Consider the following 25,465-nt stretch of genomic DNA (forward strand, 5'->3'; position numbering starts at 1 on the left):
AAAAAGTGATTGACTTAAGTTTGAGTTTTTTAAACTAAACAGGGTCAATCACTTATCAGTCTGAATTGAGCGATTTTTTAAGTTTGCTATTAGAACCGCCAAAACATGAAGTTCTCAATTCAGGTTAGCCAGTAATTCTTGGTCTGGCAATTGCTTGTTTTTATTATAAAAAGTGAGATTTTTCCCATAATCCAAGATCCTAGCCCCAGGATACTAAAGTAATCCGAAGATTTTAACTATAGCCCTGCCTTCCTTTAATCAATAAATTTTCAAATATCCTTTTTTGTAAATTGAAACTTCTGTTAATGTATTATATTGATGAAAAATCAAGATAATTAAGTTTAAGGATACTCTGATGTTTTATACAAAAAATATTGAAGATTGTTTAAAAGCTTTGGATACCAGCCCTAATGGATTAACCAGTGAAGAGGTTAAAACCCGTACAAAGCTCTATGGAAAAAACTCTTTACCCGAAACAAAAAAACAAACTTTAATAAATGTATTTTTTGCACAATTTAAAAGTCCTATAATTTATATCTTATTAATTGCTACTCTTGTTTCTTTTTTTATTAAAGAATTTACTGACGGTTTTTTTATACTGGCAGTGCTTTTTATAAATGCAATAATTGGGACATATCAGGAATATACAGCAGGAGAAAGAGCTGGTGCTTTAAAAAAAGTGATAAAAACTTTTGTAATTGTTTTAAGAGACGGGATTGAACTTGAGATTCAAAGTGAAGATCTTACCCTTGGAGATATTGTTTTTTTTGAATCTGGGGTTAAAGTTCCAGCTGATATACGTCTTATTGATGCTTATGAATTATATGTTAATGAGTCTCTTTTGACAGGTGAATCTATTGATATAAATAAAGACTCTTCATATATTTCAACAAAACCAGATGAACCTGTTGGAGATAGAAAAAATATGCTTTATGCCGGTTCAATGGTTACAAGAGGTAGGGCTATTGGTGCGGTAACTGCAATTGGCGGTGAAACAGAAATTGGTAAAATTGCTGATCTTCTGTCCCGTTCAAAACTTGCCAAAGCACCTCTGATAGAGCGTATGGAACGTTTTTCATTAAGAATTGCTTCAATTATAGCTATTGTAGTTGGTATTGTATTTATAATTGGAATCTACCAGGAAGCCCCATTAAAAGATGTGTTTTTCTTTGCAGTGGCTTTAGCTGTTTCTGCAATCCCAGAAGGACTTCCTGTGGCAATTACGGTTGCTCTTAGTATTGCAAGTGCTTCAATGAGCAAACGTAATGTGATAGTAAGAAAACTATCAGCTATTGAAGGACTTGGTTCAAGTACTCTTATAGCAAGTGATAAAACAGGCACCCTGACCCAAAATCTTCTTAGTGTAGAACATTTTGTCACACCTAAAAAAACATACACTTCAAAAGAAAATATTGATAAAAACGTACTTCTTTGCTCAATTTTATGTAATGAATCAGCCTATCATAAAGAAGATGGTGAATTTAAATTTCTAGGAGATCAGGTGGATGTTGCTTTAGCAAGATATGCACTTTCTTTGGATAATTCACTGGTTGATAAGCACAAAAATTTAACAGCTATAAACAAATTGCCCTATGAACCAGAAAATAAATACTCAGGAATGACTTATGAAATTGATAATAAAAAAATGCATTTTATTAAAGGTTCTCCTGAGGTTATTTTAAGTAAATCTTTATTAAGTAAAGCTGAAATTAATCTGATAAATGAGCAAGTTGATTTATGGGCGGCAAAAGGATTTAGAAATATTGCCTTAGCTTATAAAATAAGTAATGAAGAGGAGATAGCCTCCTATGATTACACTTACCTTGGTTTTGCTGCTATTGCAGACCCTTTAAGAGAAGGGGTTGCAATGGCTGTGAAAACAGCCGAAAAAGCTGGGGTAAAAGTTTGTATGGTAACAGGAGATCATCCAAATACTGCATTTTTTATCTCAGAACAACTTGGGATTGCAACAAATAGGGATGAAGTAATAGATGGGGTGGAAATTTCCAGATGGCAAGAGGGTGGAGCAAAAAAGGAAGAACTTGCAAATAAACGTGTTTTTGCACGGGTCTCCCCTGAACAGAAACAATTGATTGTTCAAGCATTTCAAGCTCTTGGCCATTATGTAGCAGTAACAGGGGATGGAGTAAATGACGCTCCGGCACTTAGACATGCAAATATTGGAATTTCCATGGGTAAAAGCGGGACAGATGTGGCACGTGAGGCCAGCGATATTATTTTAACAGACGACTCTTTTGGTTCTATTGTAAATGGAATTGAAGAAGGACGTGTTGCTTATGATAATATTCGTAAAGTTATCCACCTGCTTATATCTACAGGGTTTGCAGAAGTTATAATGGTTTTATTATCCTTACTTTTTTTTCTTCCCCTACCTTTATTACCTGTGCAGCTTTTATGGTTAAATCTTGTTACAAATGGTTTTCAAGATGTTGCTCTTGGTTTGGAAAAAGCAGAACCTGGAGTGTTAGAACGTAAACCTCGTAAGCCAAAAGAAGCTATTTTTAATAAGGTTATGATTTCAAGGGTTGTTGTAGGTGGTTTATACATGGGTATTACAGCCTTTGCTCTTTTTTATACACTTCTTAATTTAGGTTACCAAGAAGATTCAGCACGGAATCTAACACTTCTTTTAATGGTTTTATTTGAAAATATTCACGTGTTTAATTCTCGTACAGAACATATTTCTGTATTTAAAATAAACCATTTAAAAAATAAGTTTTTATGGATTTCTGTTTTAGCTGCCCAAAGTGTGCATATTGCATCTATGTATATTCCATTTATTGAATCTGTACTAAAAACCCAGCCAGTGAGTTTAAAAGAATGGACTATGCTGCTTGTCCTTGCATTAACACTTTTAATAGTTATGGAAGTTGAAAAAATTATAAGAAAAAATATATAAAAAATACAAAAAGTTTTTGTGCTTAATCAAGAGCTCTTAAAATAGTTTCTGCTTCTTTTTCTCCAAGATGACCTGATTCTTTTGCAATTTTAACAGTATGTTCGCACATAATCTTATAGAAACTGCCCATTTCTGGGATTGATTGTAAAATACTTTTTCTATGGGATTTAATTGTTTGGCTGTCACCCCTTGCAACAGGCCCGGTAAGTGCTTTTCCTGTGCCTTTGGCCATTATGTTTTCAAGGGTTCCTCTTATCAGGGGAGCTATTATTTGAAGGCCGTTTTCCTTTTCTATTCCTGCTGCTTCAAGAAAAGAAAGTGAAATATCAGTTAGTGTAACAAGATAGTTTGAAGCAATAACAGCCGCAGCATGGTAAAGGGTTTTACCCTCTGTTTTAAGAGTAAAAGGAACACTTCCCAAAAGAATTGCAAGGTTTTTTCCAATATCAACAGCTTCATTTTCTCCTTCAATTCCCATAACAATCCCTTTGAATGGATTTTTTGAGACCAAAAGACCTGCAAAACTTTGAAGAGGGTGAAAAGATGCGGTAAAGCTTCCTTTGTTTTTAAGAGATAAAAGTATGGTTGAAGGAAGGGAACCGCTGCAATGGAAGAAAAATTTGTCTTTAATTTTAATATCTGATTTTGAAATTTCAAGGGCTGTTTTTTCAATAATATCATCTGGGGTTGTTATGAAAATAATTTCAGAGGCTTCAACAAGTTCATTTGGGTTTGAAAAAACTTTTGAACCTGTGATTTCCCTGGTTTCTTCTGAGGTTTGAGTTCGAGAATTGAAAACTCCAGATATTTCAATTTTTTTTTCTATAAGGTAGTATAAAAGATTTTTTCCAAGCCTTCCTGTTCCTATGATTCCGATTTTTTTGTTCACCAGTCCCCCCAAGTTAATTTGTTTTTAATCTTCAGCAGATATGAAAGTTAATTAATCCAGGTAAAATAAAAAAAGGCAGGGAAAACCCTGCCTTTAAAAAAATCAAACTAAATTATTTTTTACTTACTTGCAAATCCTGCTTCAGGCATTGCCATAACAGAAGCAGTTGTGTTTTTTACTGCGTCCATACGTCCCATTGCTGCAGGAAGAAGCATGTCATAGAAAAATTTTGCTGTTTCAATCTGACCTTGGTAGAAAGGAATATCTCTTTTCTTTGCAGACTCAAGTTTTTGTGTTGCAACAGCTGCTCTGTCAGCATGAGCCCATGCCATACACATGTCGCCGCAGATTTCAAGGAAGATGGTAGCTGTACCAAAAGCATCCATGATTTTATCGCTCATGGCTGTTTTACCCATATGCATTGCACAGTCGCCAACTTTGTTAAGAGCTTCCTGAAGTTTGTCAGCCATCTCTGGAAGACCGGCATTTTTAGCTTTTTCAATTGTAGCCATAACTTCGCCCATAAGATCCATCAAAGGCTTACCTTTTTTCATACCAAGTTTACGACCAAGAAGGTCCATAGCTTGAATACCGTTTGTACCTTCATAGATACAGGTAATTTTTGCATCTCTATAGTGCTGTGCCTGAGGATATTCTTCAATAAATCCGTAACCACCGTAAATCTGAACTCCGCTTGAAGCAACTTCAACAGCCTTGTCAGTTGCGTAGGCTTTTGCAATAGGAGTAAGAAGTTCTATGATTCCGTCCCACTTTTCTTTTTCTTCAGGAGTTTCAGCAAGTGTGCCAAGGTCGAAACATCTTGAAAGGTAATAGATAAGATAACGGCATCCGTCAACATAGGACTTCATAAGAAGAAGCTGTCTTCTAACGTCAGGATGATGGATGATTGAAACTTTTACAGGATCAGGGTTGAAAGCGTCAAGAAGGTTTGGTCCCTGAATTCTTTCTTTTGCATAATCAACTGCATTTGCATAAGAAGCGGACTGGAAGCCTAGTCCCTGAAGAGCAACGCCCTGACGAGCTTCATTCATCATGAGGAACATATACTTCATACCTCTATTCTTCTCGCCTATAAGTTCACCTATACAGTTCCCTTTTGAGCCGAAAGCAAGAGTACATGTTGCGTTTCCGTGGATACCCATTTTTTCTTCGATACCAACAGTTTCAACGTCGTTTGCTTCACCAAGAGAACCATCTTCGTTAACTCTGATTTTTGGAACCAGGAATAGAGAAACACCCTTTGTACCTGCAGGCTCGCCTTCAATTCTTGCAAGAACTGGATGTACAATGTTTTCTACAAGGTCAGAGTCACCGCCTGAGATGAAAATTTTAGTCCCTGAAATTGTGTAGGTACCGTCATCATTTAGTTTTGCAGTGGTTTCAAGAGCACCAACGTCAGAACCAGCGTTAGCTTCTGTAAGGCACATGGTTCCGCCCCATTTACCTGACCAAAGATTTCTAAGGTAGGTCTCTTTTTGCTTATCTGTACCAAATGCGTAAATAATGTTTCCAGCACCATGGGTAAGACCTGGGTACATAAGAAAAGCACAGTTAGCACCTGTGAAAAGCTCACCACATGCCATTGCAAGAAGGTGAGGCATTCCCTGTCCGCCCCATTCTTCTTCATCCATCATTGCAATCCATCCGCCTTCGCAATAGTTTTTGTAAGGCTCATGAAATGAGGGAGGAACAAATACTTTTCCATTTTCAAGCTTAAGCCCGTCTGGATGACCGTTTTCCACGTCAGCTAGCTTGTTTGTTGGAAGAATTTCTTTTACAGCAAGATTTCTTGCTTCTTTAAGAAGCATCTTTGATGTTCTTTCATTGTAAGCTGCAAATTTTTCAGTTTCAGAAACTGATGCACCATCAAAAACTTCAAAAAGCAAAAATTCTTGATCTCTTGGATCTGCTAGTTCTAAAGCCATTAATCTCTCCTTAATATTAAGTTAGTTAACCAAATTTACTTAAAATCAGTTTAAAAGGGACCCTTGTGCCATAAAGGTAACTTAAAAACTTTTTTTATTTTTTAAAAGACCTGAGGTGAAAATCTGAAATCCATTGTCAAGTCTTTGTTTAAACTTTTGATTGTCTTCCCTGTTTATTATCCACGAAGAAGCCGATGAAGTTATAATTGAAATAAAAAGTTCGCTAAGCTCTTTTGTCGAATAGGATTTAAAATAACCTTTGTCAATCCCGTCATTAAAAACATCAGTAAAGAGGCTAAGTAGTTTTTCAACCAAAATTTTTATTTCATATTTTAAATTTTCTTCAAAGAGTTCCCAGAAGCCCTGTCTTTCCTGAAGGTATATTTTTGTAAAATCTTTGTTCTCAAGGCAAAAAAAATAATGCTCATTCATTCCTTTTCTAAGTCTTTCAAGAGGGTGGGTCTCTTTATTTTCAATTGCTTCTTTAATAGTTTTAGTTAGTTCTTTCCCTTTTATTTTTAAAAGCTCAAAGTAAATGTTTTCCTTGCTTTTAAAAAGACTGTAAATCGTTGCAAGAGGAAGTTCTGACTGAGTGCTTATTTCTGACATTGTTGCACCATGAAAACTTTTTTTGGCAAAACAAATTAAAGCAGCTTCAATAATATCGAGCTTTCTTCTTTTAATTTCTTTTTGTTTTCTGGTGAGTTTTTCCATAATCTTAATATATTATAAAGAACTTTTTAGGACTACTAAAAAAAAAGCATCCTTGTCAAAATAAAATGAGTCGGTTGCTTTTATTTCTTTTCATTATCATTCTTTTCATCGTCTATTTCTTTTAGAGCTTCTTCATTGCCGGTTGAAGCTTTTTTAAAGTTTTTGATTGCTTTTCCAAGTCCGCTTCCTATTTCAGGAAGTTTGCCTGCTCCAAATACAAGAAGAACTATAACAAGAACTATTATAAGTTCAGTAACTCCTATTCCTCCGAACATCTCACACCTCTAATTTCCGGATAAATTTATAAGTTTATCTGGAACAGTATTTGTCTATTATTAGTTAAATGTTATTAACACTACAAAGTTTGAGTGTCAATCATTTAAAAGAAGAGGTTTACTTTAGATTGAAAAGTCCAAAAGGGCCTGTTTTACTAAGATATCAGGCTCTTTTTTGGGTAGACTAAATCTTTTTTTAAAACCTTGGTCAATACTCTGTAAATTGCATAGGTTTGATTTTTTTACAAAGCTGGGCTCCTGATTCAGAATAAAGAATACTTGACCTTGACTTTATCCTGATAATATTGTCAGAGGTAGCTTGAATTTTAAATACAAATAATTTTTTAATAAATTGCCGGAGAATAAAAATGTCAGATAAGTTGTTAAATAAGTTTGAGGGTTCTCAAAAATATGTTCTTGACGAAGAGCTTGCAAGAATTGTTAACATTTCCATTGGCCTTGAAATGCCGCTTTTACTTAAAGGTGAACCAGGAACCGGAAAAACAATGCTTGCCCATGCAATAGCCCAGAGCCTAAGGATGCCTCTTTTAGTCTTAAACGTCAAATCAAGCATGAAGCTTGTTGAGGCTCTTTATCAATATGACACTCTTACAAGATTGAATGACAGCCGTTTTGGTGATTCTTCAAGGGATGTGAGTAATATTGAAGATTATATTAAAATGGGAACCATAGGTAGATCTTTTACAACAGATGAAAGAACTGTTTTATTAATTGATGAAATAGACAAGGCTGATACAGATTTTCAAGATGACATGCTTGATGTTCTTGATCAAATGGAATTTGATATAATTGAAATTGATAAAAGGGTAAGTGCAAAGAACAGGCCGGTAATAATAATTACCTCAAATGCAAAAAAAGATCTTTCAGATCCTTTTCTTGGCAGGTGCAACTTTCATCATATTGCATTTCCTGATCCAAAAATGATGCGTAAAATTATTAATGTTCATTTTCCGACTATTGATTCTGATCTTGCTGAAAATGCAATTTCAACATTTTTTAAGTTAAGGGAGCTTGACGGAATAGAAAAACGACCGGCAACAAGAGAGCTTATAAACTGGATAAGAGCACTAGATCTGGATCCTGACTTTCGTGCAAAGGATCTTATCAAAGGCAAAGTTCCTTTCCTTGGAATTTTATTCAAAAAAAGCCCTGATTATGAAAGAGTCGGAAACGCGTTGGGCAGAAGACGATTGATTTAGGCGGGATAAAATTATGTTTATAGGTTTTTTTTATACACTGAAAAATGTTGGGGTTCCAGTTAATCCCACAGCTTTTCTAAGACTTCAGGAAGCCTTATCAAAGGGCTTTATTACAAATCTGGATGATTTTTATTTTTCAGCAAGAACCATCCTTGTAAAAAGTGAAAGATATTTTGACATTTATGATCAGGTCTTTGCCTATTATTTCGAAGGTGCTGAGCTTCCTGAAGAGGAAGGTCTTGAACTTGATGAAATTGTAAAGGGGCTTCTTGATGAATGGCTTAAAAATCCAAAGGAAATTTCAGATCTTCTTGGAATTGATGAAAATAAAATAAGTCAGCTTTCCCCAGAAGAATTAATAGACTATTTCAAGGAAAGACTCAAAGAGCAGACCGAACGCCACGAAGGCGGAAACAAGTGGATAGGAACAGGAGGAACCTCTCCTGTAGGGCACTCAGGATATCATCCCGGCGGAATGAGAGTGGGAGGGGTTTCAAGGAATAAATCCGCTTTAAAAGTTGCCAATGAAAGAAGATATAAAGATTACTCAGGAAGAGGCCCTTTAAATCAGTCCATGATAGGCGAAGCACTTAAAAGACTTAGGAATTTGATTCCTGCAGGGCCAAAAGATCAGGTAAATATTGACAAGTCTATTTATCAGACCATGAAAAATGCAGGTGAAATTGAAATAATTTTTGACAGATCCCTTAAAGACAAGCTCAAGGTTGTTCTTGCAATAGATAATGGCGGCTGGTCAATGGATCCCTATGTTGATTTGGTTCAGACTCTTTTTGATTATGCCAGGGCTCAGTTCAAGGAAGTAAAAACGTATTTTTTTCACAATACAATCTATGATTATGTTTGGGAAGATTCCACAAGATATAAAAAACCTGTGAAGGTTTCGGACTTTTCAAAGTTTGATCCTGAAACAAGGTTTATTATTATTGGCGATGCAAGTATGGCTCCCTATGAACTTCTTGCAAGAAACGGGGCAATAAGTATAAGCCAGATGTCTGGGAAACCAAGCGTTGAACAGCTCCAGTTTATCACTGAAACTTTTCCCCATCATGTATGGCTAAATCCGGTTCCAGGCTCTGTCTGGGGATATACACATACAATTACTGTTATTTCACGTCTTTTTCCCATGTTTGAGTTTACCCTGGATGGTCTTGAGGGTGCAGTTACCCAGCTGATGAAAAAAGATTGATAGTTGTTTAATCTTAATTTTAGAATACAAAATTATTTTAGGCTGGGTTACTTTTTTATGTTTTTTGGGATTTAAATTTTTATACTTTGGTGCAACTTTGTAAAAATTTAATTTTTTAAATCGGAATTGTTTTGAATTTAGCCTTATCATTTAAATAAAATTAGTTTTGAGTAAAGGCCTATAATGGAGAGCAAATGAAGAGCTGGTTTATATTAATTTTAATTTCAGTCTTTTTTTTAACTGGTTTAAACGGCTGTGATTCAAAAGAAAAAGAAAAAACCTGGCGTTTAACTTATAGTGTTTTTTTTCCTGCATCCCATGAACAATTCAAAGCTGCAGAAAACTGGGCCCGGGAAATTGAAGCAAAAACAAACAATAAAGTCAGAATTGTAATATTTCCAGGGGGAACCTTAACCAGTGCAAAAAACTGCTATGATGGTGTTGTTTCAGGTATTTCAGATATAGGAATGTCTTGTTTTGGATATACAAGAGGAAAATTCCCTGTAATGGAAAGTCTTGATTTGCCCCTTGGATACCCCGATGGAATAACTGCTTCAAAAGCGGTTAATGAATTTTATAAAAATTTGAGGCCAAAAGAGCTTGATGAGGTAAAAGTTTTATATGTTCATGCCCATGGGCCGGGGCTTCTTCACAGTGTAAAAAAAGTTGAAACCCTTGAAGATTTTTCAAAACTTAAAATAAGATCCACAGGGCTTAGTTCAAAGGTTGTTGAATCCCTTGGGGGTATTCCTGTTGCCATGGCTCAGGGAGAGACCTATGAAGCAGTCAAAAGAGGAGTGGTGGAAGGAACATTTGGACCCATTGAAGTTTTAAAAGGCTGGAGACAGGCTGAAGTTGTAAAGTCAACAACAGACACTTCCAACATAGGATATACCACAACAATGTATGTTGTGATGAATAAGAAAAAATGGGAAAGTCTTCCTGAAGAAATAAGAAAAGCCATTGAAAAAATAAATGAAAAAGCTGTTTTAGCCCATGGAGCAGCCTGGGATAAAAGCGATGCTGAGGGAAAAAAATTGAGCCTTGAACTTGGTAATAGCTATCTTACTCTTTCCCAGGAAGAAAAAGCTTTGTGGAAGGAAAAAGTTAGCCCTGTTATTCAGGAATATATTGATTCTGCAAATTCAAACGGATTTGACGGTAAAAAAATAGTTGGTGAAATTTTAAGGCTTATCAAAATCCATTCAAAAGATGCTGGTACTGAATAAAATCTGATTTTAAAAACTTTTAATTTCAATCAGGCTTGATAAAATTAAAAAAGTCCTAATAACTTTATCAAGTTTTTTGATTTTAAGATAAAAGTTTATATAAAAGACTTTACTTTTGTAAAAAGTTCTAATTTTCAGGTATAGGCAAAACTATGATGGACATAAAAACTTAAAAATAATATAACAACCGGGTTTTAGGCTTATAAATTTTGCAAAAGGTTGAACTTTGGTTTCAAGAATTAATAAAAAAACAGATAAAATTATTACACATCTTGCTCTCAAGCTTAATTACGGAGCGTGTATTACCCTTTTTCTTATGATGCTCATAACCTGTGTTGATATCATAATGAGATTTTTTAGACATCCTCTTCCCGGAGCATATGAACTTGTGGGTTTTTTTGGTTCCCTTACTGTTGCTTTTGCATTGGCTGCAACCTCCCTTGGAAAAGGGCATATAGCTGTTGAGTATCTTGTAAGTAAATTCCCAGAAAAGCTTCATAACTTTATAGAAAGAATCAACTGCTTTGTTTGTTCAATAATTTTTGGAGTTATTACATATCAGACGTTTTTATATTCTTTCAGCTTAAAGGCAAGCAATGAAGTCTCAATGACACTTCAGGTGCCGCTTTATCCTTTTTCAATGGGAATAGCTGTTGGTTGTGCCATGGTTTCAATAGTTATGCTTTTTCAGTCTTTAAATCTTGCCCGTTATGGCTTAGGGGAGTGAAATGTCTTTTACTCTTATAGGAATAATTGGAGTTTTAGCGCTTTTTGTGCTTATTTTTTTAAGAATGCCTGTTGGTTTTGCCATGCTTTTAACAGGAGTTGTTGGATTTGCAGTGATTGTATCGCCTTCAGCCGCCCTGGCAATGATGGTAAATGATTTAGTAGATGTTTTTGGTTCATACAGCCTCACTGTTATTCCTTTGTTTATTCTAATGGGCCAGGTTGCTTTTCATGCTGGAATAAGCACCAGACTGTTTTCTGTTGCACATAAATGGATAGGTCATCTTCCAGGAGGAATGGCAATAGCAGCAATTGGTGCCTGTGCTGGATTTTCTGCAATTTGTGGTTCTACCAATGCAACTGCTGCAACAATGGCGGCTGTAACCCTTCCTGAAATGAAAAAATATAAATACTCAGATGCCCTTGCAACCGGAGTTATTGCTGCAGGCGGAAGTCTTGGTATTTTAATTCCTCCAAGTGTTATTTTCATTGTTTACGGGATTATAACAGAGCAATCAATTGGTGATCTTTTTATGGCAGGAATTATTCCCGGAGTTGTTCTTACTCTTTTATTTTCAATTGTTGTTGTTGTTTGGAGTATTTTGAGGCCAATGGATGCCCCAAGAGGTGAAAAGCACGATTTTAAAACAAAAATAAAATCCCTTACAGGAGTTTTAGAAACAATTTTGCTTTTTATCCTGGTTATGGGAGGTCTTTTTGGAGGTTTATTCACTCCAACAGAAGCTGCAGGTGTAGGATCTTTTGGAACAATAATTTTAGCTGTTTTAAGAAGAAATATTAATTTCAAAGGGCTTTTGGACGCTTTTACAGAAACAACAAGAATTTCATGTATGATTTTAATGATTGTTGCAGGAGCTACAGTTTTGGGACATTTCCTTGCAATAACCCAGATTCCCTTTCAAATAGCAGGCTGGGTAGGGGGGCTTGATTTTCCCTCATGGGCTGTAATTTCAATTATAATTTTAATTTACGTTATAGGCGGCTGTTTTATTGATGCACTTGCACTTATAATGCTAACAGTTCCAATTTTTTATCCGGTTGTAATAGGACTTGGGTACAATCCTGTGTGGTTTGGGGTTGTAATAGTGCTTGTCACCCAAATTGGAGTTATCACCCCTCCGGTTGGTATCAATGTTTATGTTGTTAGAAGTGTGGCAACAAATGTAAGAATTGAAACAATATTCAGGGGGGTAGTTCCTCTTTTATTTGCAATAATAGCGGCCACTGCTCTTTTGTTGATTTTTCCTTCCCTTGCTTTGTTTCTTCCTGAATTCATGGCAAAATAAAATGAAAATATTTGTAGATGCAGATGCCTGTCCCAAGGAAATAAAACAATTTATTTTTGATGTCTCAAGAAGAACAAAAATAAAATCAGCCTTTGTTTCAAACAAGCCAATAAAAGTGCCTTTATCTCCTCATATAGAAACAATAGTTGTAACTGCAGATAATGATGCTGCAGACAATGAAATAGTAAAACTTGCAAAAGAAAAAGATCTTTGTGTTACTTCAGATATTCCCCTTGCCTCATTTTTAATTGAAAAAGAATGTTTTGTCTTAAGTCCTTTTGGTGAGCTTTTTACAAAAGAAAATATAAAAGCAAAATTAAATACAAGAGATTTTATGGATTCTTTAAGGGGAAGCGGGATTAATCCAAAAGGAAGTCCTCCTTTTTCTGTGAAAAACAAACATCTTTTTTCAAACAATTTTGATAAGATTATTGTAAGATATTTAAACAGTTTAAAAAAATAAATTTCAGGGTTTAAATTTCCTTTTTACCAAACAAATCTTCTTTTTTTTCCCACCTGTCATGAAACCAGAACCAATGTTCAGGGGTTTGATAAATTTTTTCACCCAAAACTTTATTGTAGATTTCTGTATATGTTTTTAAATCTTTTTTAAAGTCCGATCTTAAAGGTCTTTTTAAAGGAGGAAAAAACTTTAATTTATATTTGCCATTTTCAAGCCTATAGCAAAAAATTGGAACTATTTCAGGTTTGTATCTTAAATCAAAAAGAGCAATCCCCTTGTTTGTTTTTGAAGGATGTCCCATGAAAGAAGCATCAACAGCAGAGTTTCCAAGGGCCCTTTGATCTGTTAAAACTCCTACCACTCCTTTTTTTCTTAAAATCTGGCTTATCATTGTTGCACTTTGCTTTTTGTCTATAACAAGATTACCTGTTTTTCTTCTTATGGTTTTTATGAGCTGATCAAGGGGTTCAAAGTCAAGTTTTCTTGCTATGAGGTGAATGGGTTGATGAAGAATAAGAGGGGCAGACAAGGCCATTAGTTCCCAGTTTCCAAAATGAGCACTTAAAAGAAAAATCGGCCTGTTTGATTTTTTTGCCTTTAAATAATTTTCAAAACCTTCAACTTTTTCAATTTCATTGATAATTTGAGATTTAGAAAGCCTTTTTAGCCTTAAAATTTCAAATGTTGTTATTGAATGGAAAATAAAGTTTTTTCTTGCCAGTTTTTTTATCTCCACAGGACTCATTTTGTCTGAATATATTTTTTTAAGGTTATGGATGGCAATAAACCTTCTTTTTTTGCCAAAGGCAAACCAGATTTTTCCAAAAAAAATTCCAAGATATCTTCCAGTTGATTTTGGGATAAATGAAAGAAAATTTGCAATCATATTTATTATAATAGTTTGAAGTTTTTGCATTTTAGTTTCCAATTCTAAAAAGGGAACAAGTGTTTTGAAAAATAGTTTCTGAAGTTTTTGAAACATCAATATTTTTGATCTCGGCAATTTTTTTAACAATTACAGGAAGAAAAGAAGGCTCATTTCTTCTTGTTTTGTTTTTATGGGGTGCAGGGGTAAGATAGGGAGAATCAGTTTCAACAAGAATTCTGTCAAGGGGAATATCTTTTAAAAGTTCTCTTAGTTTTTCTCCTCGTTTTTTTATTGTAAGAATTCCTGTAATCCCTATGTAAAAACCCAGATCAAGATATGAGAAAAGCTCATCTCTATCACCGCTAAAGCAATGAACAACCCCGTTTTTTATATTTTGACTTTGAATTATTTCAAGAAATCTTTTGTTAGTGTCCCTTTCGTGAAAAATAAGGGGAAGATCAAGAGCAGATGCTTCTTCAATTTGTCTTAAAAACCATTTTTCCTGGTCTTTTTGGGGAGAATGCATTCTATTGAAATCAAGTCCTGTTTCTCCCCAGGCTTTTACTTTTTCATCTTTTGCCATTTCTTTAAGTTTAGATATTATTTCTTCCGAGCAATTTGATGAATCATGGGGGTGAACTCCCACTGAAATAAATACATTTTTATATTTTCTTGCAATTTCAAGGGCTTTTTTACAGGTGTTTAAACTGACTCCTGCAATCATTAAATGGGAAACTCCATTTTTTGCTGCCCTTTCAATTACCTGGGGCAGATCTTTGTTAAAGCTTTTGTCGTTTATGTGGCAATGACTTTCAAAAATTTTCATTTAAATCCTGCTTTTTTTGTCACGTTAATAGTTTTTGTATCTCAATAGCACTGGAATAATAAAAATTCAACCTGTGCAGGAGGCTGTTTAAGTTTTATAAGCCTTTCAGGTTCAAGTTTCAAATAGCCAACCCGGGTTTTAGTTAGAATAATTTCTGATTTTATTGCTTGATAAGGAAGTCTATTGTGAATAAAGTATTTTTAGAAATAATCTGACACTTGGAAAAAAAATTCCTGAGGAGATATTTATGTATGAGATAGTCAAAAGAAAAGAAATAGCAAAAGATATAATTTTAAATGAGATTAAGGCTGCAGATATTGCCATGAAGGCAAATCCAGGTCAGTTTGTTCTTGTTAAGGCCAATGAACATGGAGAAAGAGTTCCTTTTACAATTGCCATCTCAGATAAAAAAAAGGGCACAATCACAATAATTTATATGGTTATTGGAAAATCAACCATGATTTTTTCTTCCCTTAAAGAAGGAGATTATTTTGAAGATGTGATTGGTCCCCTTGGAATGGCTACTCATTTGGAAAAGCTTGAAAGAGTTGTTTGTGTTGGAGGAGGAACAGGAATAGCTGTTTTATATCCCCTGGCAAAAGGTTTTGTTGAAAAAGGCAGCAATGTTGATGTGATTTTAGGTGCGAGAAATAAAGAGCTTTTGATTTTAAAAGATGAAATGGATGAGATTGCAAAAAATCTTATTATTTGTACTGATGACGGGAGCCTGGGAAGAAAAGGTTTTGTTACAGAGGCTTTAAAAGATGAGCTTGAAAAAGGAAAAGTTGATCTTGTAATTGCTGTTGGTCCTGTGATGATGATGAAGGCTGTTTCAGAGCTTACTAAAAAATATAAGACCAAAACTTTGGTGAGCCTAAATCCTATTATGATTGACGGAACAGGAATGTGCGGTTGCTGTCGTGTAAGTGTTGGCGGTAAAACAAAGTTTGCCTGTGTTGACGGGCCTGAATTTGACGGCCATGAAGTGGATTTTAATGAGCTTCAAATGAGACTTACAGCATATAAGGACAAGGAGAAAAAAGCCTGTGAAGATTATAAATGTAAAGTAAGAGAGCAGGGGGACAATAAATAATGGCTGAAAAACAAAAAAAAATTCCAAGACAAAAAATGCCCGAGCAAAAACCTGAAATAAGAAGATCTAATTTCAAGGAAGTTCCCTTTGGTTTTGACAAGGAAACAGCACTTCTTGAGGCTTCAAGATGTCTTAAATGCAAAAAACCTTTTTGTGTTGAAGGTTGTCCTGTGTCAGTTCCCATCCCTGAGTTTATTTCTTTAATTCTTGAAGAAAAATTTGAAGATGCAATCACTGAAATAAGAAAGAAAAACTTTCTTCCTGCGGTTTGCGGAAGGGTTTGTCCCCAGGAAAATCAATGCGAAGGAAGCTGTATTTTAGGAAAAAAAGGAACTCCTGTTGCTATTGGTGCTTTGGAGCGTTTTGTAGCAGACAGGGAAATAAATTCAGGTAAAAAAGAAGTTTGTTTTAATATAAAAAAGACAGGTAAAAAAGTTGCAGTTGTAGGATCAGGACCTTCAGGGCTTACAGTGGCAGGAGATTTGGCTTTAAAAGGACACGAGGTAACAGTTTTTGAAGCCTTTCATAAGGCAGGCGGTGTTTTAGTTTATGGAATTCCAGAATTTCGACTTCCCAAAAAAATTGTTGAATATGAAATTGAAAAATTAAAATCCTGCGGAGTAAAATTTGTTTTAAATTATGTGATAGGAAAAATAAAAACAATTGATGACCTTTTTGAAGAAGGTTTTGATGCTGTATATATAGGAGTAGGAGCAGGGCTTCCCAGATTTTTAAATATTGAAGGTGAAAATTTCAATGGAGTTTATTCAGCTAATGAATACCTTACAAGGGCAAATCTTATGAAGGCCTATGACTCTGATTATGATACTCCTATTGCAATAGGTAAAAATGTTGTGGTTGTGGGAGCAGGAAACGTTGCAATGGATTCTGCAAGAACAGCTTTAAGACTTGGCGGAGAAAATGTTTCCATTGTGTATAGAAGATCCAGGGATGAAATGCCGGCAAGAGCTGAAGAACTTCACCATGCAGAAGAAGAGGGAATTGATTTTAAGCTTCTTAGAAATCCTGTAAAAGTTCTTGGAGATGAAAAAGGCTGGATCAAAGGAGTGGAGTGCATAAAAATGGAACTTGGCGAACCAGATGATTCAGGAAGAAGAAGTCCTGTTGAAATCAAGGGGAGTGAGTTTGTTCTGGATTGTGATCTTATGATAATTGCGGTTGGAAGCGGAGCAAATCCTGTACTTACAAGTTCTGAAAAAGAATTGAATCTTTCAAAAAGAGGCTATATTGAAACTGATTCTGAAACTGGAAAAACTTCAATTAAAGCTGTGTGGGCAGGAGGAGATATTGTCACAGGTCAGGCAACTGTAATTATGGCAATGGGAGCTGGAAGAAAAGCTGCCAATGATATAGATAAATATTTAAGTGAACTTTGATTGGAATTCTTTTATTTTATCTTTTAAACCCAGGCGGATTTTTCCGCCTGGATTTTTTGTAAATATGGGTAATTATGAAGTCGGGGATTTTTTTAAACACCTGCCGGGTTTGGAAATAAAGAATTTTAATTCTCAAGTTTTTTAGTAATCTTGAAAATTTGGTTGTTTTTAAGGCATCGCATCAATTCTTAAGAAACTGAGCGAAGCCTGATCTTTCTTTTTATTTAAGTTCAATCTTAAATGGCACAGCTCTTTAAATTTTCTTTAATTCTTTTGTAAACATCCGAAAACAAAATAAGACCTACAATTTCGTTCCCTTCTTTAACAAAAAGAGAGCCATGGCGGTTGACAATGAAAAGGTGAAAAGCAACGTCTATACTATCGTTGATATCTACCATCTGGGCAGCTTTTGGCATTTTAATAAAATCACGTATTTTGATGGAATTTGCTCTTTTGCAAAGTTCTGCAAAAGGCTTGTTCCACAATTGCAGCTGATCCTTCATTGCCATAATTGAACTTTTAATCAATTCGGAATATTGATTGGTTTTGAATCTATCCATATAGTCATATTTAGGCTCTAAGCCCTCGACAATATCCATGGGAGATATTTTCCCAATGATTTTTCCATTGTTGTCATGGACGAGTAAAATTCTTTCAGGAGTTTTCCCTGCCTTAAACTCCTCGTCAACATTTTCAAGGGTCGCCACTCCTTCCATAAAGGTGGCGCTGCTTGGAATAACTGGGAATCCGCCTATGGGACGCATTACTTCATTTACTTTGATATTATCCATTAATTTTTCTCCTTGAGGTTTAAGCTATCCTAATTCCAATCCACAACGTGAAAAAAGAAAACTGAATTTAATCTTTGATTGTTTTTAGATAGAGGGTTGTGAAAATAATAAAGTACTAGTTTAAGGAATAAAAAAAATTATAACACAAGCTGTGTGTGTGTTCAAGAAGATTAATAGCAGTTGTAACTGATTAAGGGCGGGTGGCTTGCTATTATTTTAAGATTCTCCTGGAGCAGGGCTAGTTCAGTTTAGATCCAGGATATTTAATTTTAAATTTATCAATTTTTTTCATTAATCTGTGGGTTTTGAACAATGTCATAATTGTTTTCTAAAAATTCAGGATTTAGTCAAATTTTAAAACTTCACCAATATTTTTAAAATTATTTTTTGAAATAACCAGCCTTAGTTTTTCCTAAATTGCATCAGGCATCGACTGAAGTATAGCCTGATGCAAATTGGTTTTATCTTTGAAAAACCTAAAGTTTCTCAATTCAGGTTTAAATCAAATTTATATATTTTCAGGATATAAAGCCGCTGCTTTAGAATCCAGGACAATGGTAAGGTTTTTATGCTGTTTCAAGGCGGAAGCAGGCAGGGCTTCATCTATGGGGCTGTGAAAAAGTTTGGCCATAATCTCTGCCTTGTTGCTTCCTGTTGCCACTAAAATTATTTCTTTTGCTTCTAAAATATCCAAAATACCCAGGGTGATTGCATGGGTGGGAACTTCTTTTTTGTTTTTAAAAAATCTGCCATTATCAATTCGGGTTTGCCTGGTAAGTTCAATTACATGGGTACGGCTGGAAAAGCTGGTGTGGGGCTCGTTAAAGCCAATATGCCCGTTTGAGCCGATACCAAGCAGCTGCAAATCCAGTCCACCTATGTCCTGAATTGCTTTGGAATATTTTTTGCATTCTTCTTCAACATTTTCAGCCATCCCATCGGGCAGGTTTACTCTTTGCTTTGGTATATTCAGGTTGTTAAATAAATGCTCATACATATAGTAGTTATAGCTTTGCGGATGATTTGCACTTAAACCTATATACTCATCTAGATTAAAAGTAGTCAGTTTAGATAGATCCAGAGAGGTTTGAGAAATAAGTTCTAACAATTTTGCATATACCGGCTCCATTGTACCTCCGGTTGCCAACCCTAAAATAGTATTTGGTTTTGCCTGAATTTTTTTCATTATCCTTTGAGCGGTGTATTTTGAGACTTCATCCACAGTATCGAAGATTTTGTACATAAAGAAAGACCTTTATTTTATATTTTGTTGTAGTTAATTTAGTTTTGAGCTGTTTTTATTTTGTTGATTTTTCAATTTCCAGAATTTAGCCTTTAATTAATTTTTTTGAATTAAATCTTATTTTATATTAATTATGAACAAATATACTTATTAAGTTTTTTTAAATGAAACAACAAAAAAATATCTATTTTTATCAACCAAGACTAAATTTTTTAATTTTAATCAAGGTTAAGAAAACTCCGCTTTACTCGATGGTTACCAAGATAGGACTAAATGAACAAAGGAATTAATTATTGCATCTTCTGAAAATGAGTAATAAGACTAGTTTAATTAAATAATGAGCCGAGAGAAAGTCAGATGAAACAAAATATCATATATCATGCTGGTCTGGATATCGGTTCCACCACTGCAAAGCTCGTTTTGGTGGATGATGCCAGACAATTGGTTTTTTCAAGGTATCAGCGGCACTATGCCAAGATCACTGATACTGTTTCTGTTTTTTTTAACGAGGTTTTGAAAAAGTTGGGTAATTGTCAGTTTCAGCTTGCAGTAACTGGATCTGCAGGTATGGGAATGGCCCATGAAATGGACTTGCCCTTTGTTCAGGAGGTAATTGCCACCCATGAAGTGGTTATGGATTTATATCCTGAAGTTAGTACGGTTGTAGATATTGGAGGTGAAGACTCCAAAATGATTTTCCTTTCTTCTAACAGACCTCCAGATATTCGTATGAATGGTAATTGTGCCGGTGGTACAGGTGCTTTTATTGATCAACTGGCAGTCTTGCTAAATTGTTCTCCTTCGGATTTAAATAAATTTGCCAACCAGCATAAAAGAGTTTATCCCATTGCATCCAGGTGCGGAGTATTTGCCAAAACCGATGTTCAGAATTTGTTGAGCCGCAATGTGCCTGTCCCTGATATAGCGGCATCAGTGTTTCATGCAGTGGCCATTCAATGCTTAAATACTCTGGCCAGAGGGTATGAGGTTAAACCTAAGCTTTTGCTCTGCGGTGGAGTATTTGCTTTTTTGCCTGAACTTGTAAAAGCCTTTTTAAAAGTTCTTGATATTCCAGTTTCTGATACTGTGATACCTGAGACTCCGGCTCTTTTGCCGGCCATTGGTTCAGCTATTTTAAGCTGTGAGCATCCCCATGTTTTTTCTGCTTCTGAGTTGATAAATAAAATGGCTCAGGCCGAGGATCGTTCCTATACACAAAAAAATCGTCTTGATCCGCTTTTTTCAACTGAAAATGAAAGAATTAATTGGGAAGAAAATCGTCATCAAATAAAAATTTCCAGGGTCAAACTTGCTGATTATTCCTCTTCTGAGTGTTTTTTGGGAATAGATTCTGGTTCCACTACCACAAAGATTATTGCCATAGGCATAAATAATGAGGTTTTGTTTTCTTGGTATAGGAACAATGAGGGTAATCCCATTGAGGCAGTTGCCTCGGGACTTGCTGTTTTACGAGATGAAATTAAACAAAAGAATCCAAAACTTCTTATCACTGGAACTGCTGTCACCGGTTATGGAGAAGATCTTATTCGTACAGCTTTTGGAATGGATATGGGTCTGGTGGAAACTATTGCCCATTTTGAAGCTGCCAAATATATGGATCCTGAGGTTTCATTTATCCTGGACATAGGAGGTCAGGATATGAAGGCTATTTTTATCCAGAATGGAGCCATTTCACGTATTGAACTCAATGAAGCCTGTTCATCTGGCTGTGGATCTTTTATTGAAACATTTGCCAGTTCTTTGGGATATAAAGTTGATGAATTTGCCAGCCTTGCCATGGAAGCAAAAGCTCCCTGTGATTTAGGTTCCAGGTGTACTGTTTTCATGAATTCCCGTGTCAAGCAGTCATTAAGGGAAAATGCGGCTGTGTCTGATATCAGTGCAGGACTTTCTTTTTCTGTAATAAAAAATTGTCTTTTTAAAGTACTTAATCTTTTAGATATAGAGCAAATGGGAGGCCATCTGGTTCTTCAAGGCGGGGCAGGTAAAAATCCTTCCCTTGTTCGTGCCCTTGAAACTCTTGCAAAGGTGAAAGTTACCCATTCTGATATCCCTGAAATGATGGGATCCTTTGGGGCTGCCCTGGCTGCCAAAAAATTTGCTGAAGAAAAGAAAGACCGATTTTCCAATCCGTTTACAGCTATTTATAATCTTGAAGCCATTTCAGACTTTAAAACCCGTCAGATTGTGTGCAATGGTTGTGAAAATACTTGTGCAATTACCCAATTTGTTTTTTCCAATGGCAGATCCTTTTATTCAGGCAATAGATGCGAGAAAATATTTGGATCCAAAGGAGAAGAGGTTATTGAAAAAGGATTTGATTTTGTTGATTTTAAATACAGGCTTTTGTTTGACAGGGAGCTAAGTCCCCATGCCAATCCAAAATGGACCATTGGAATTCCAAGATGCTTAAATTTTTATGAAAATTTTCCTTTTTGGCATGGGCTGTTTAGTCATTGTGGAATAAATATTGTTTTGTCTGGGCCTTCCACCATGGCAATGAGTGACACTGCCAAAGGAAGTATAATGTCAGATAATATTTGTTTTCCAGCCAAGCTTGCCAACGGTCATGTTCTGGATTTGGTAGACCAGGGTGTGGATCGAATTTTTTATCCCATGGTTATTTATGAATATGATGAGTTTCAGCAGGCGGTTAATGCTTTTAATTGCCCTATTGTGAGCAGTTATGCAGATGTGATTGACAGCAGTTTGGATTTGGATACCAGAAAAGGGATTCCTTTGGACAAGCCTGCTATTACTTTTAATGATGAAGCTTTGCTTACTAAGGCATGTTTGGCTTATCTTCAGCCTCTTGGAGTTTCAAAATCCAGTATCAGGGACGGAGTTAAAAAAGGACTTAAAGCTCAGGAGTATTATAAAAAAACCATCCGGGAAAAAGGAAAAGAGATGGTAGTCCGGGCAAATAAGAGCAATCGACTTTTAGTGGTGTTGAGTGGCCGGCCGTATCATATAGATTCTTTAATCAATCAAAAAACTTCTCAAATTCTCAGTGATTTTGGTGTGGATTTTATTACTGAAGATGCAGTGCCTGATGTTGAGAGTACTGAGTTTGAATCTCTCCAGGTTTTAACCCAGTGGGCTTATACGAATAGATTGTTTCATGCCGGGACCTGGGTGGCAAACCAGCCTGATAATATTCAGATGATTCAGCTTAATTCATTTGGGTGCGGGCCTGATGCGGTTTCCATTGAAGAAACCCGTCAAATTCTTGATACAGGCGGTAAAAATCATACAGTGATAAAAGTTGATGATATTTCAAGTACAGGTTCTGTAAGACTGAGAATCCGTTCCATGGTGGAATCTTTAAAACGTCAGACCAGTCATTCTCAGCCTGGGCATGTTTTGAGAAAAACTACTCCAAATTTTGAAAAAAAAGACAGGAAACGGAAAATACTTGCTCCTTTTTTTGCAGAAAGCTATTCAGATTATCTGCCTCCGGCCTTTGAGATATCAGGATATGAAGTGGAGGTTTTGCCTCCCCCGAACCAGGATTCAGTAGAAATCGGACTAAAATATGTGGGCAATGATATTTGTTATCCTGCAGTGCTTGTAACTGGAGATATAATCAAGGCATTGAAAACCGGACGCTATGATCCTGAAGAAATTGCAGTGGGAATTACTCAGACCGGAGGTCAATGCCGGGCATCCAGTTATTTGTTTTTGATTCGTAAAGCCATGGTAAAGGCGGGATTTGAGGATGTTCCGGTTATTTCGGTGACCAGTGCCAAGGGGCTGAATCATCAGCCTGGATTTGATATTAATTGGCTCAAGATGCTCAAAATTATGTATGTGGCCGCCATGTATTCCGATTGTATAGCTAAAATGTATTACTCAACCGCAGTAAGAGAAGTAAAGCCCGGAACCAGCCAGGAATTGAGGAAAAAATATATTTCAAAAGCTCAATCCTGTATTTTATCCAAAAATTATGAACAGTTTTTTAATTTGCTGGATAAGGCTGTGGCTGATTTTAACAGGGTGGCAATTCATGATAAGCCAGTTGGTAAAATAGGAATCGTAGGAGAGATTTATATAAAATACAATTCCTTTGGCAATCAGTTTATGACTGATTTTTTCATAGAAAATCAAGTTGAACCTGTTGTTCCTCCAATTTTAGATTTTTTTATTCAGGACTTTGTCAATTACAGGGAAAATATTCGGGCCCATATAAGACATAGAAAAATTACTGATATTTTGGGTCAGTTCATTGAAATTTATTTAAACAGGTTTCATAAAAAAATGGCTCAACAATTTGAAGCTTTTAGATTTCATACCCCTTTTCATGATATCCACGAGGTGGCAAAAAAAGCCGGAAGGATTTTATCTCCTGTAAATCAGTTTGGTGAAGGCTGGCTTATTCCAGGTGAGATAGCCTGTATGGCAGAAGAAGGAGTAAATCATATTGTCAGTGTCCAGCCTTTTGGCTGTATAGCCAACCACATTGTTTCCAAAGGAGTGGAAAAGAGAATCAAGAGTCTTTATCCAAATATGAATTTGCTGTTTTTGGATTTTGATGCAGGAACTTCTGAGGTCAATGTTAGAAACCGGCTGCATTTTATGGTGGAATCTGTGTTGAAAGCTGAAGGGATAAAAAAGACTCAGCCTTCCCTGGTAACTTCTGTTTGAGATTGATTTAGATTCGCTCCCAATAAAATCTTGGGAGCGAATCTAAAACTATTCATCTTTTCCAAGAACTTTCTTTTTAAAATCTTCAAAAGTTTCTTTTCTTACATTTATTGTTATCTCTTTTGTAACAACAGCATTTTGGTCATCTTTAACCGAGGCGATTACATTAAACTTTCCTGGTTTATCAAAAGTAAAATTAAAAACTTTAAGGGGATTTCCTTTTCCACTAAATTCTTTTCCGTCTATATTTAGATAATATTCTGTTATTTGCCCGTCTTCATCATTGGCAATAATTTTAAAATTCACATCAAGGGGAGCATAACCAGACTTTTTGGAGGCATAGATACTTAGTTCAGGTTTGATGTTTTTCTTTGGCTCTTCCTTTATAGCTTCTTGTTTTTCTTTTAAAACTATTGGCTCTTCTTTTGTAGCTTCCTGTTCTTTTTTTATAATTATTGTTTTTTCAATTTTCTCATCCTTGGTCACAGGTAAAGGCTCTATTGTGAAAAACTTTTCTGTTGAATATAATTTTATATTTCCTTTTTTATGGCCAACAGCAATTAGAGTTTTGTCTTTTGAAAGATCTGCAGCAGTGAATTTATCATCAATATTTTCTCCTTTGGCAGCAAACTCTTTGGTAATTTTATTTTGGTTGAAATCAAAAAGCATTGCCTTGCTTTTAGCCAAAACAATGAATTTATGATCCTCGCCTGTATATAAAACTTTTTCAATTCCATAAGATTTAAAGTTTTTACTTTTAAGTAAAGGCTCAGCTGTTCTTATATTAAAGAGGTAGCCATGTGAGTTTTTAGGCCCTGAAGTGAAAGCATAGAGAATGTTATTATCAATAATACCTAAAGATACTATGGGATTTAGCAGTTTTGGGAGAGAGAGCATCAAGGTTTTGTTTTTTATGTCCATGATATAGATGGTATTGTAAGTATTAGAAAGAATCAGGTATTTGTTATCCAGTGAAAAAGAATTGATTGCTGCACGTTTTTTAAATGTATGGATCAATTCTCCTGAAGAAATATCATAGACATTGTGCTTGTTGCCATAGTCATAAGTTAGATTAAGAAGAAAAGTATCTTTTGATATATTGCAGCTTTTTATTTCGGGTATCTTTTTTTTTGATAATTGTTTGAATGTAGAGGTTGAGTAAATATAAAAGGATGAGTTGGTTATAATTATTAGTTTTTTATCATTGTCAGCAAATTTTGCCTGGATCAGGTTGTTGAATTTAAGTGTTTTGATGAGCTTTTTAGCTTTTATATCCCAAATTTTAACATTTCCGTCTTTTGAAGCAGAAACAAGCAAATCACCCGATTTCCCAATGTTTACAGAAAAAACCTCTTGGCTATTGCTTCCCTGAAAAACAGGCTTGAGCACACCTTTTTCTTTTTTTCCCTGATTGTAAAGGCTGGTGGCGATTAATGGTGTGGATGAAAATAAAAACACAAACAAGCAAAACAAAAACAGATGCTTTTTCATATTGGGATCCCTTCTTTTTTTCAATATAAATTTAAATCATCATAATGTTACAGGATTTTTATGTCAATTATAAGCAAGCTTTGAAATTAATCAGGGGAGGCAAATCCGCTTCCAAGAAAATCTTGGAAGCGAGAATAAGCTCTTTGGAATAAGGGAGTCTTTTTTTAAGCACAGAGTTTGGGAACCAGCAGGAAT

Annotated in this window: 19 protein-coding genes; 10 read left to right on the top strand and 9 right to left on the bottom strand. The window is 35.3% G+C overall.

Annotated features, from left to right (window positions below):
• Positions 1-355 precede the first annotated feature (355 nt).
• Positions 356-2,920 (top strand): HAD-IC family P-type ATPase, encoded by a 2,565-nt coding sequence (locus tag RBR53_09905; protein ID MDY0132969.1) that lies wholly within the window; start codon positions 356-358, stop codon positions 2,918-2,920.
• A gap of 22 nt (positions 2,921-2,942) precedes the next feature.
• Here RBR53_09905 and RBR53_09910 read toward each other — a convergent pair whose 3' ends face one another.
• The 4 genes from RBR53_09910 to tatA form a co-directional block, all read right to left on the bottom strand.
• Positions 2,943-3,809: a DUF2520 domain-containing protein gene (locus RBR53_09910; protein MDY0132970.1), complete on the bottom strand. Its 867-nt coding sequence runs from the start codon at positions 3,807-3,809 to the stop codon at positions 2,943-2,945.
• A 119-nt stretch (positions 3,810-3,928) separates the two neighbouring features.
• Entirely contained in the window at positions 3,929-5,755 is a 1,827-nt protein-coding gene (locus tag RBR53_09915; GenBank protein ID MDY0132971.1) for an acyl-CoA dehydrogenase, read from the bottom strand.
• Positions 5,756-5,836: 81 nt separating this feature from the next.
• Entirely contained in the window at positions 5,837-6,469 is a 633-nt protein-coding gene (locus RBR53_09920; GenBank protein ID MDY0132972.1) for a TetR/AcrR family transcriptional regulator, read from the bottom strand.
• 80 nt (positions 6,470-6,549) lie between these two features.
• A complete protein-coding gene (tatA, locus tag RBR53_09925) occupies positions 6,550-6,744 on the bottom strand; it encodes a twin-arginine translocase TatA/TatE family subunit (GenBank protein ID MDY0132973.1) in 195 nt (64 codons plus the stop codon).
• Between the two features lie 368 nt (positions 6,745-7,112).
• Here tatA and RBR53_09930 point away from each other — a divergent pair, with 368 nt between their 5' ends.
• From RBR53_09930 to RBR53_09955, 6 genes are all read left to right on the top strand, one after another.
• Positions 7,113-7,964, top strand: a complete 852-nt coding sequence (locus tag RBR53_09930) for a MoxR family ATPase (GenBank protein ID MDY0132974.1) — start codon at positions 7,113-7,115, stop codon at positions 7,962-7,964.
• Positions 7,965-7,977: 13 nt separating this feature from the next.
• Entirely contained in the window at positions 7,978-9,171 is a 1,194-nt protein-coding gene (locus RBR53_09935; GenBank protein MDY0132975.1) for a hypothetical protein, read from the top strand.
• Between the two features lie 194 nt (positions 9,172-9,365).
• A complete protein-coding gene (locus tag RBR53_09940) occupies positions 9,366-10,400 on the top strand; it encodes a TRAP transporter substrate-binding protein (protein MDY0132976.1) in 1,035 nt (344 codons plus the stop codon).
• A gap of 226 nt (positions 10,401-10,626) precedes the next feature.
• Positions 10,627-11,127: a TRAP transporter small permease gene (locus RBR53_09945; GenBank protein ID MDY0132977.1), complete on the top strand. Its 501-nt coding sequence runs from the start codon at positions 10,627-10,629 to the stop codon at positions 11,125-11,127.
• Position 11,128: 1 nt separating this feature from the next.
• A complete protein-coding gene (locus RBR53_09950) occupies positions 11,129-12,433 on the top strand; it encodes a TRAP transporter large permease (protein ID MDY0132978.1) in 1,305 nt (434 codons plus the stop codon).
• A 1-nt stretch (position 12,434) separates the two neighbouring features.
• Entirely contained in the window at positions 12,435-12,896 is a 462-nt protein-coding gene (locus RBR53_09955; protein MDY0132979.1) for a YaiI/YqxD family protein, read from the top strand.
• Positions 12,897-12,906: 10 nt separating this feature from the next.
• On the opposite strand, the gene RBR53_09960 is transcribed toward RBR53_09955, so the two are convergent.
• Positions 12,907-13,812 (bottom strand): lysophospholipid acyltransferase family protein, encoded by a 906-nt coding sequence (locus RBR53_09960; protein MDY0132980.1) that lies wholly within the window; start codon positions 13,810-13,812, stop codon positions 12,907-12,909.
• 1 nt (position 13,813) lies between these two features.
• Entirely contained in the window at positions 13,814-14,590 is a 777-nt protein-coding gene (locus RBR53_09965; GenBank protein MDY0132981.1) for a TatD family hydrolase, read from the bottom strand.
• 247 nt (positions 14,591-14,837) lie between these two features.
• Between RBR53_09965 and RBR53_09970 the strand changes: the two genes are divergently transcribed.
• Positions 14,838-15,683, top strand: a complete 846-nt coding sequence (locus RBR53_09970; GenBank protein ID MDY0132982.1) for a sulfide/dihydroorotate dehydrogenase-like FAD/NAD-binding protein — start codon at positions 14,838-14,840, stop codon at positions 15,681-15,683.
• The gene (gltA, locus tag RBR53_09975) at positions 15,683-17,080 is read left to right on the top strand and encodes an NADPH-dependent glutamate synthase (protein MDY0132983.1); all 1,398 of its coding nucleotides are present in this window, start codon (positions 15,683-15,685) and stop codon (positions 17,078-17,080) included. Before RBR53_09970 ends, gltA begins: the two co-directional genes overlap by 1 nt.
• Positions 17,081-17,316: 236 nt before the next feature.
• Here the strand turns inward: gltA and RBR53_09980 are convergent, their stop codons facing one another.
• The gene (locus RBR53_09980; protein ID MDY0132984.1) at positions 17,317-17,871 is read right to left on the bottom strand and encodes a CBS domain-containing protein; all 555 of its coding nucleotides are present in this window, start codon (positions 17,869-17,871) and stop codon (positions 17,317-17,319) included.
• Positions 17,872-18,379: 508 nt separating this feature from the next.
• The gene (nagB, locus tag RBR53_09985) at positions 18,380-19,114 is read right to left on the bottom strand and encodes a glucosamine-6-phosphate deaminase (protein ID MDY0132985.1); all 735 of its coding nucleotides are present in this window, start codon (positions 19,112-19,114) and stop codon (positions 18,380-18,382) included.
• A gap of 357 nt (positions 19,115-19,471) precedes the next feature.
• Between nagB and RBR53_09990 the strand changes: the two genes are divergently transcribed.
• Positions 19,472-23,779, top strand: coding sequence for an acyl-CoA dehydratase activase (locus RBR53_09990; GenBank protein MDY0132986.1), 4,308 nt, complete (start codon positions 19,472-19,474; stop codon positions 23,777-23,779).
• Between the two features lie 48 nt (positions 23,780-23,827).
• Here RBR53_09990 and RBR53_09995 read toward each other — a convergent pair whose 3' ends face one another.
• Complete coding sequence (locus tag RBR53_09995) at positions 23,828-25,270, bottom strand: hypothetical protein (protein MDY0132987.1); 1,443 nt, start codon at positions 25,268-25,270, stop codon at positions 23,828-23,830.
• Positions 25,271-25,465 lie beyond the last annotated feature (195 nt).

Source organism: Desulforegulaceae bacterium, from assembly GCA_034006035.1.
GTDB lineage: Bacteria > Desulfobacterota > Desulfobacteria > Desulfobacterales > JACKCP01 > JACKCP01.

Excerpts from the sequence above, each read along its gene's own strand:
- gltA (MDY0132983.1), top strand. The coding sequence starts at position 15,683 with ATGGCTGAAAAACAAAAAAAAATTCCAAGACAAAAAATGCCCGAGCAA.
- RBR53_09990 (MDY0132986.1), top strand. The coding sequence starts at position 19,472 with ATGAAACAAAATATCATATATCATGCTGGTCTGGATATCGGTTCCACC.
- tatA (MDY0132973.1), bottom strand. The coding sequence starts at position 6,744 with ATGTTCGGAGGAATAGGAGTTACTGAACTTATAATAGTTCTTGTTATA.
- RBR53_09905 (MDY0132969.1), top strand. The coding sequence starts at position 356 with ATGTTTTATACAAAAAATATTGAAGATTGTTTAAAAGCTTTGGATACC.
- RBR53_09955 (MDY0132979.1), top strand. The coding sequence starts at position 12,435 with ATGAAAATATTTGTAGATGCAGATGCCTGTCCCAAGGAAATAAAACAA.
- RBR53_09915 (MDY0132971.1), bottom strand. The coding sequence starts at position 5,755 with ATGGCTTTAGAACTAGCAGATCCAAGAGATCAAGAATTTTTGCTTTTT.
- RBR53_09965 (MDY0132981.1), bottom strand. The coding sequence starts at position 14,590 with ATGAAAATTTTTGAAAGTCATTGCCACATAAACGACAAAAGCTTTAAC.
- RBR53_09920 (MDY0132972.1), bottom strand. The coding sequence starts at position 6,469 with ATGGAAAAACTCACCAGAAAACAAAAAGAAATTAAAAGAAGAAAGCTC.
- RBR53_09970 (MDY0132982.1), top strand. The coding sequence starts at position 14,838 with ATGTATGAGATAGTCAAAAGAAAAGAAATAGCAAAAGATATAATTTTA.
- nagB (MDY0132985.1), bottom strand. The coding sequence starts at position 19,114 with ATGTACAAAATCTTCGATACTGTGGATGAAGTCTCAAAATACACCGCT.
- RBR53_09950 (MDY0132978.1), top strand. The coding sequence starts at position 11,129 with ATGTCTTTTACTCTTATAGGAATAATTGGAGTTTTAGCGCTTTTTGTG.
- RBR53_09980 (MDY0132984.1), bottom strand. The coding sequence starts at position 17,871 with ATGGATAATATCAAAGTAAATGAAGTAATGCGTCCCATAGGCGGATTC.
- RBR53_09930 (MDY0132974.1), top strand. The coding sequence starts at position 7,113 with ATGTCAGATAAGTTGTTAAATAAGTTTGAGGGTTCTCAAAAATATGTT.
- RBR53_09960 (MDY0132980.1), bottom strand. The coding sequence starts at position 13,812 with ATGCAAAAACTTCAAACTATTATAATAAATATGATTGCAAATTTTCTT.
- RBR53_09995 (MDY0132987.1), bottom strand. The coding sequence starts at position 25,270 with ATGAAAAAGCATCTGTTTTTGTTTTGCTTGTTTGTGTTTTTATTTTCA.
- RBR53_09935 (MDY0132975.1), top strand. The coding sequence starts at position 7,978 with ATGTTTATAGGTTTTTTTTATACACTGAAAAATGTTGGGGTTCCAGTT.
- RBR53_09940 (MDY0132976.1), top strand. The coding sequence starts at position 9,366 with ATGAAGAGCTGGTTTATATTAATTTTAATTTCAGTCTTTTTTTTAACT.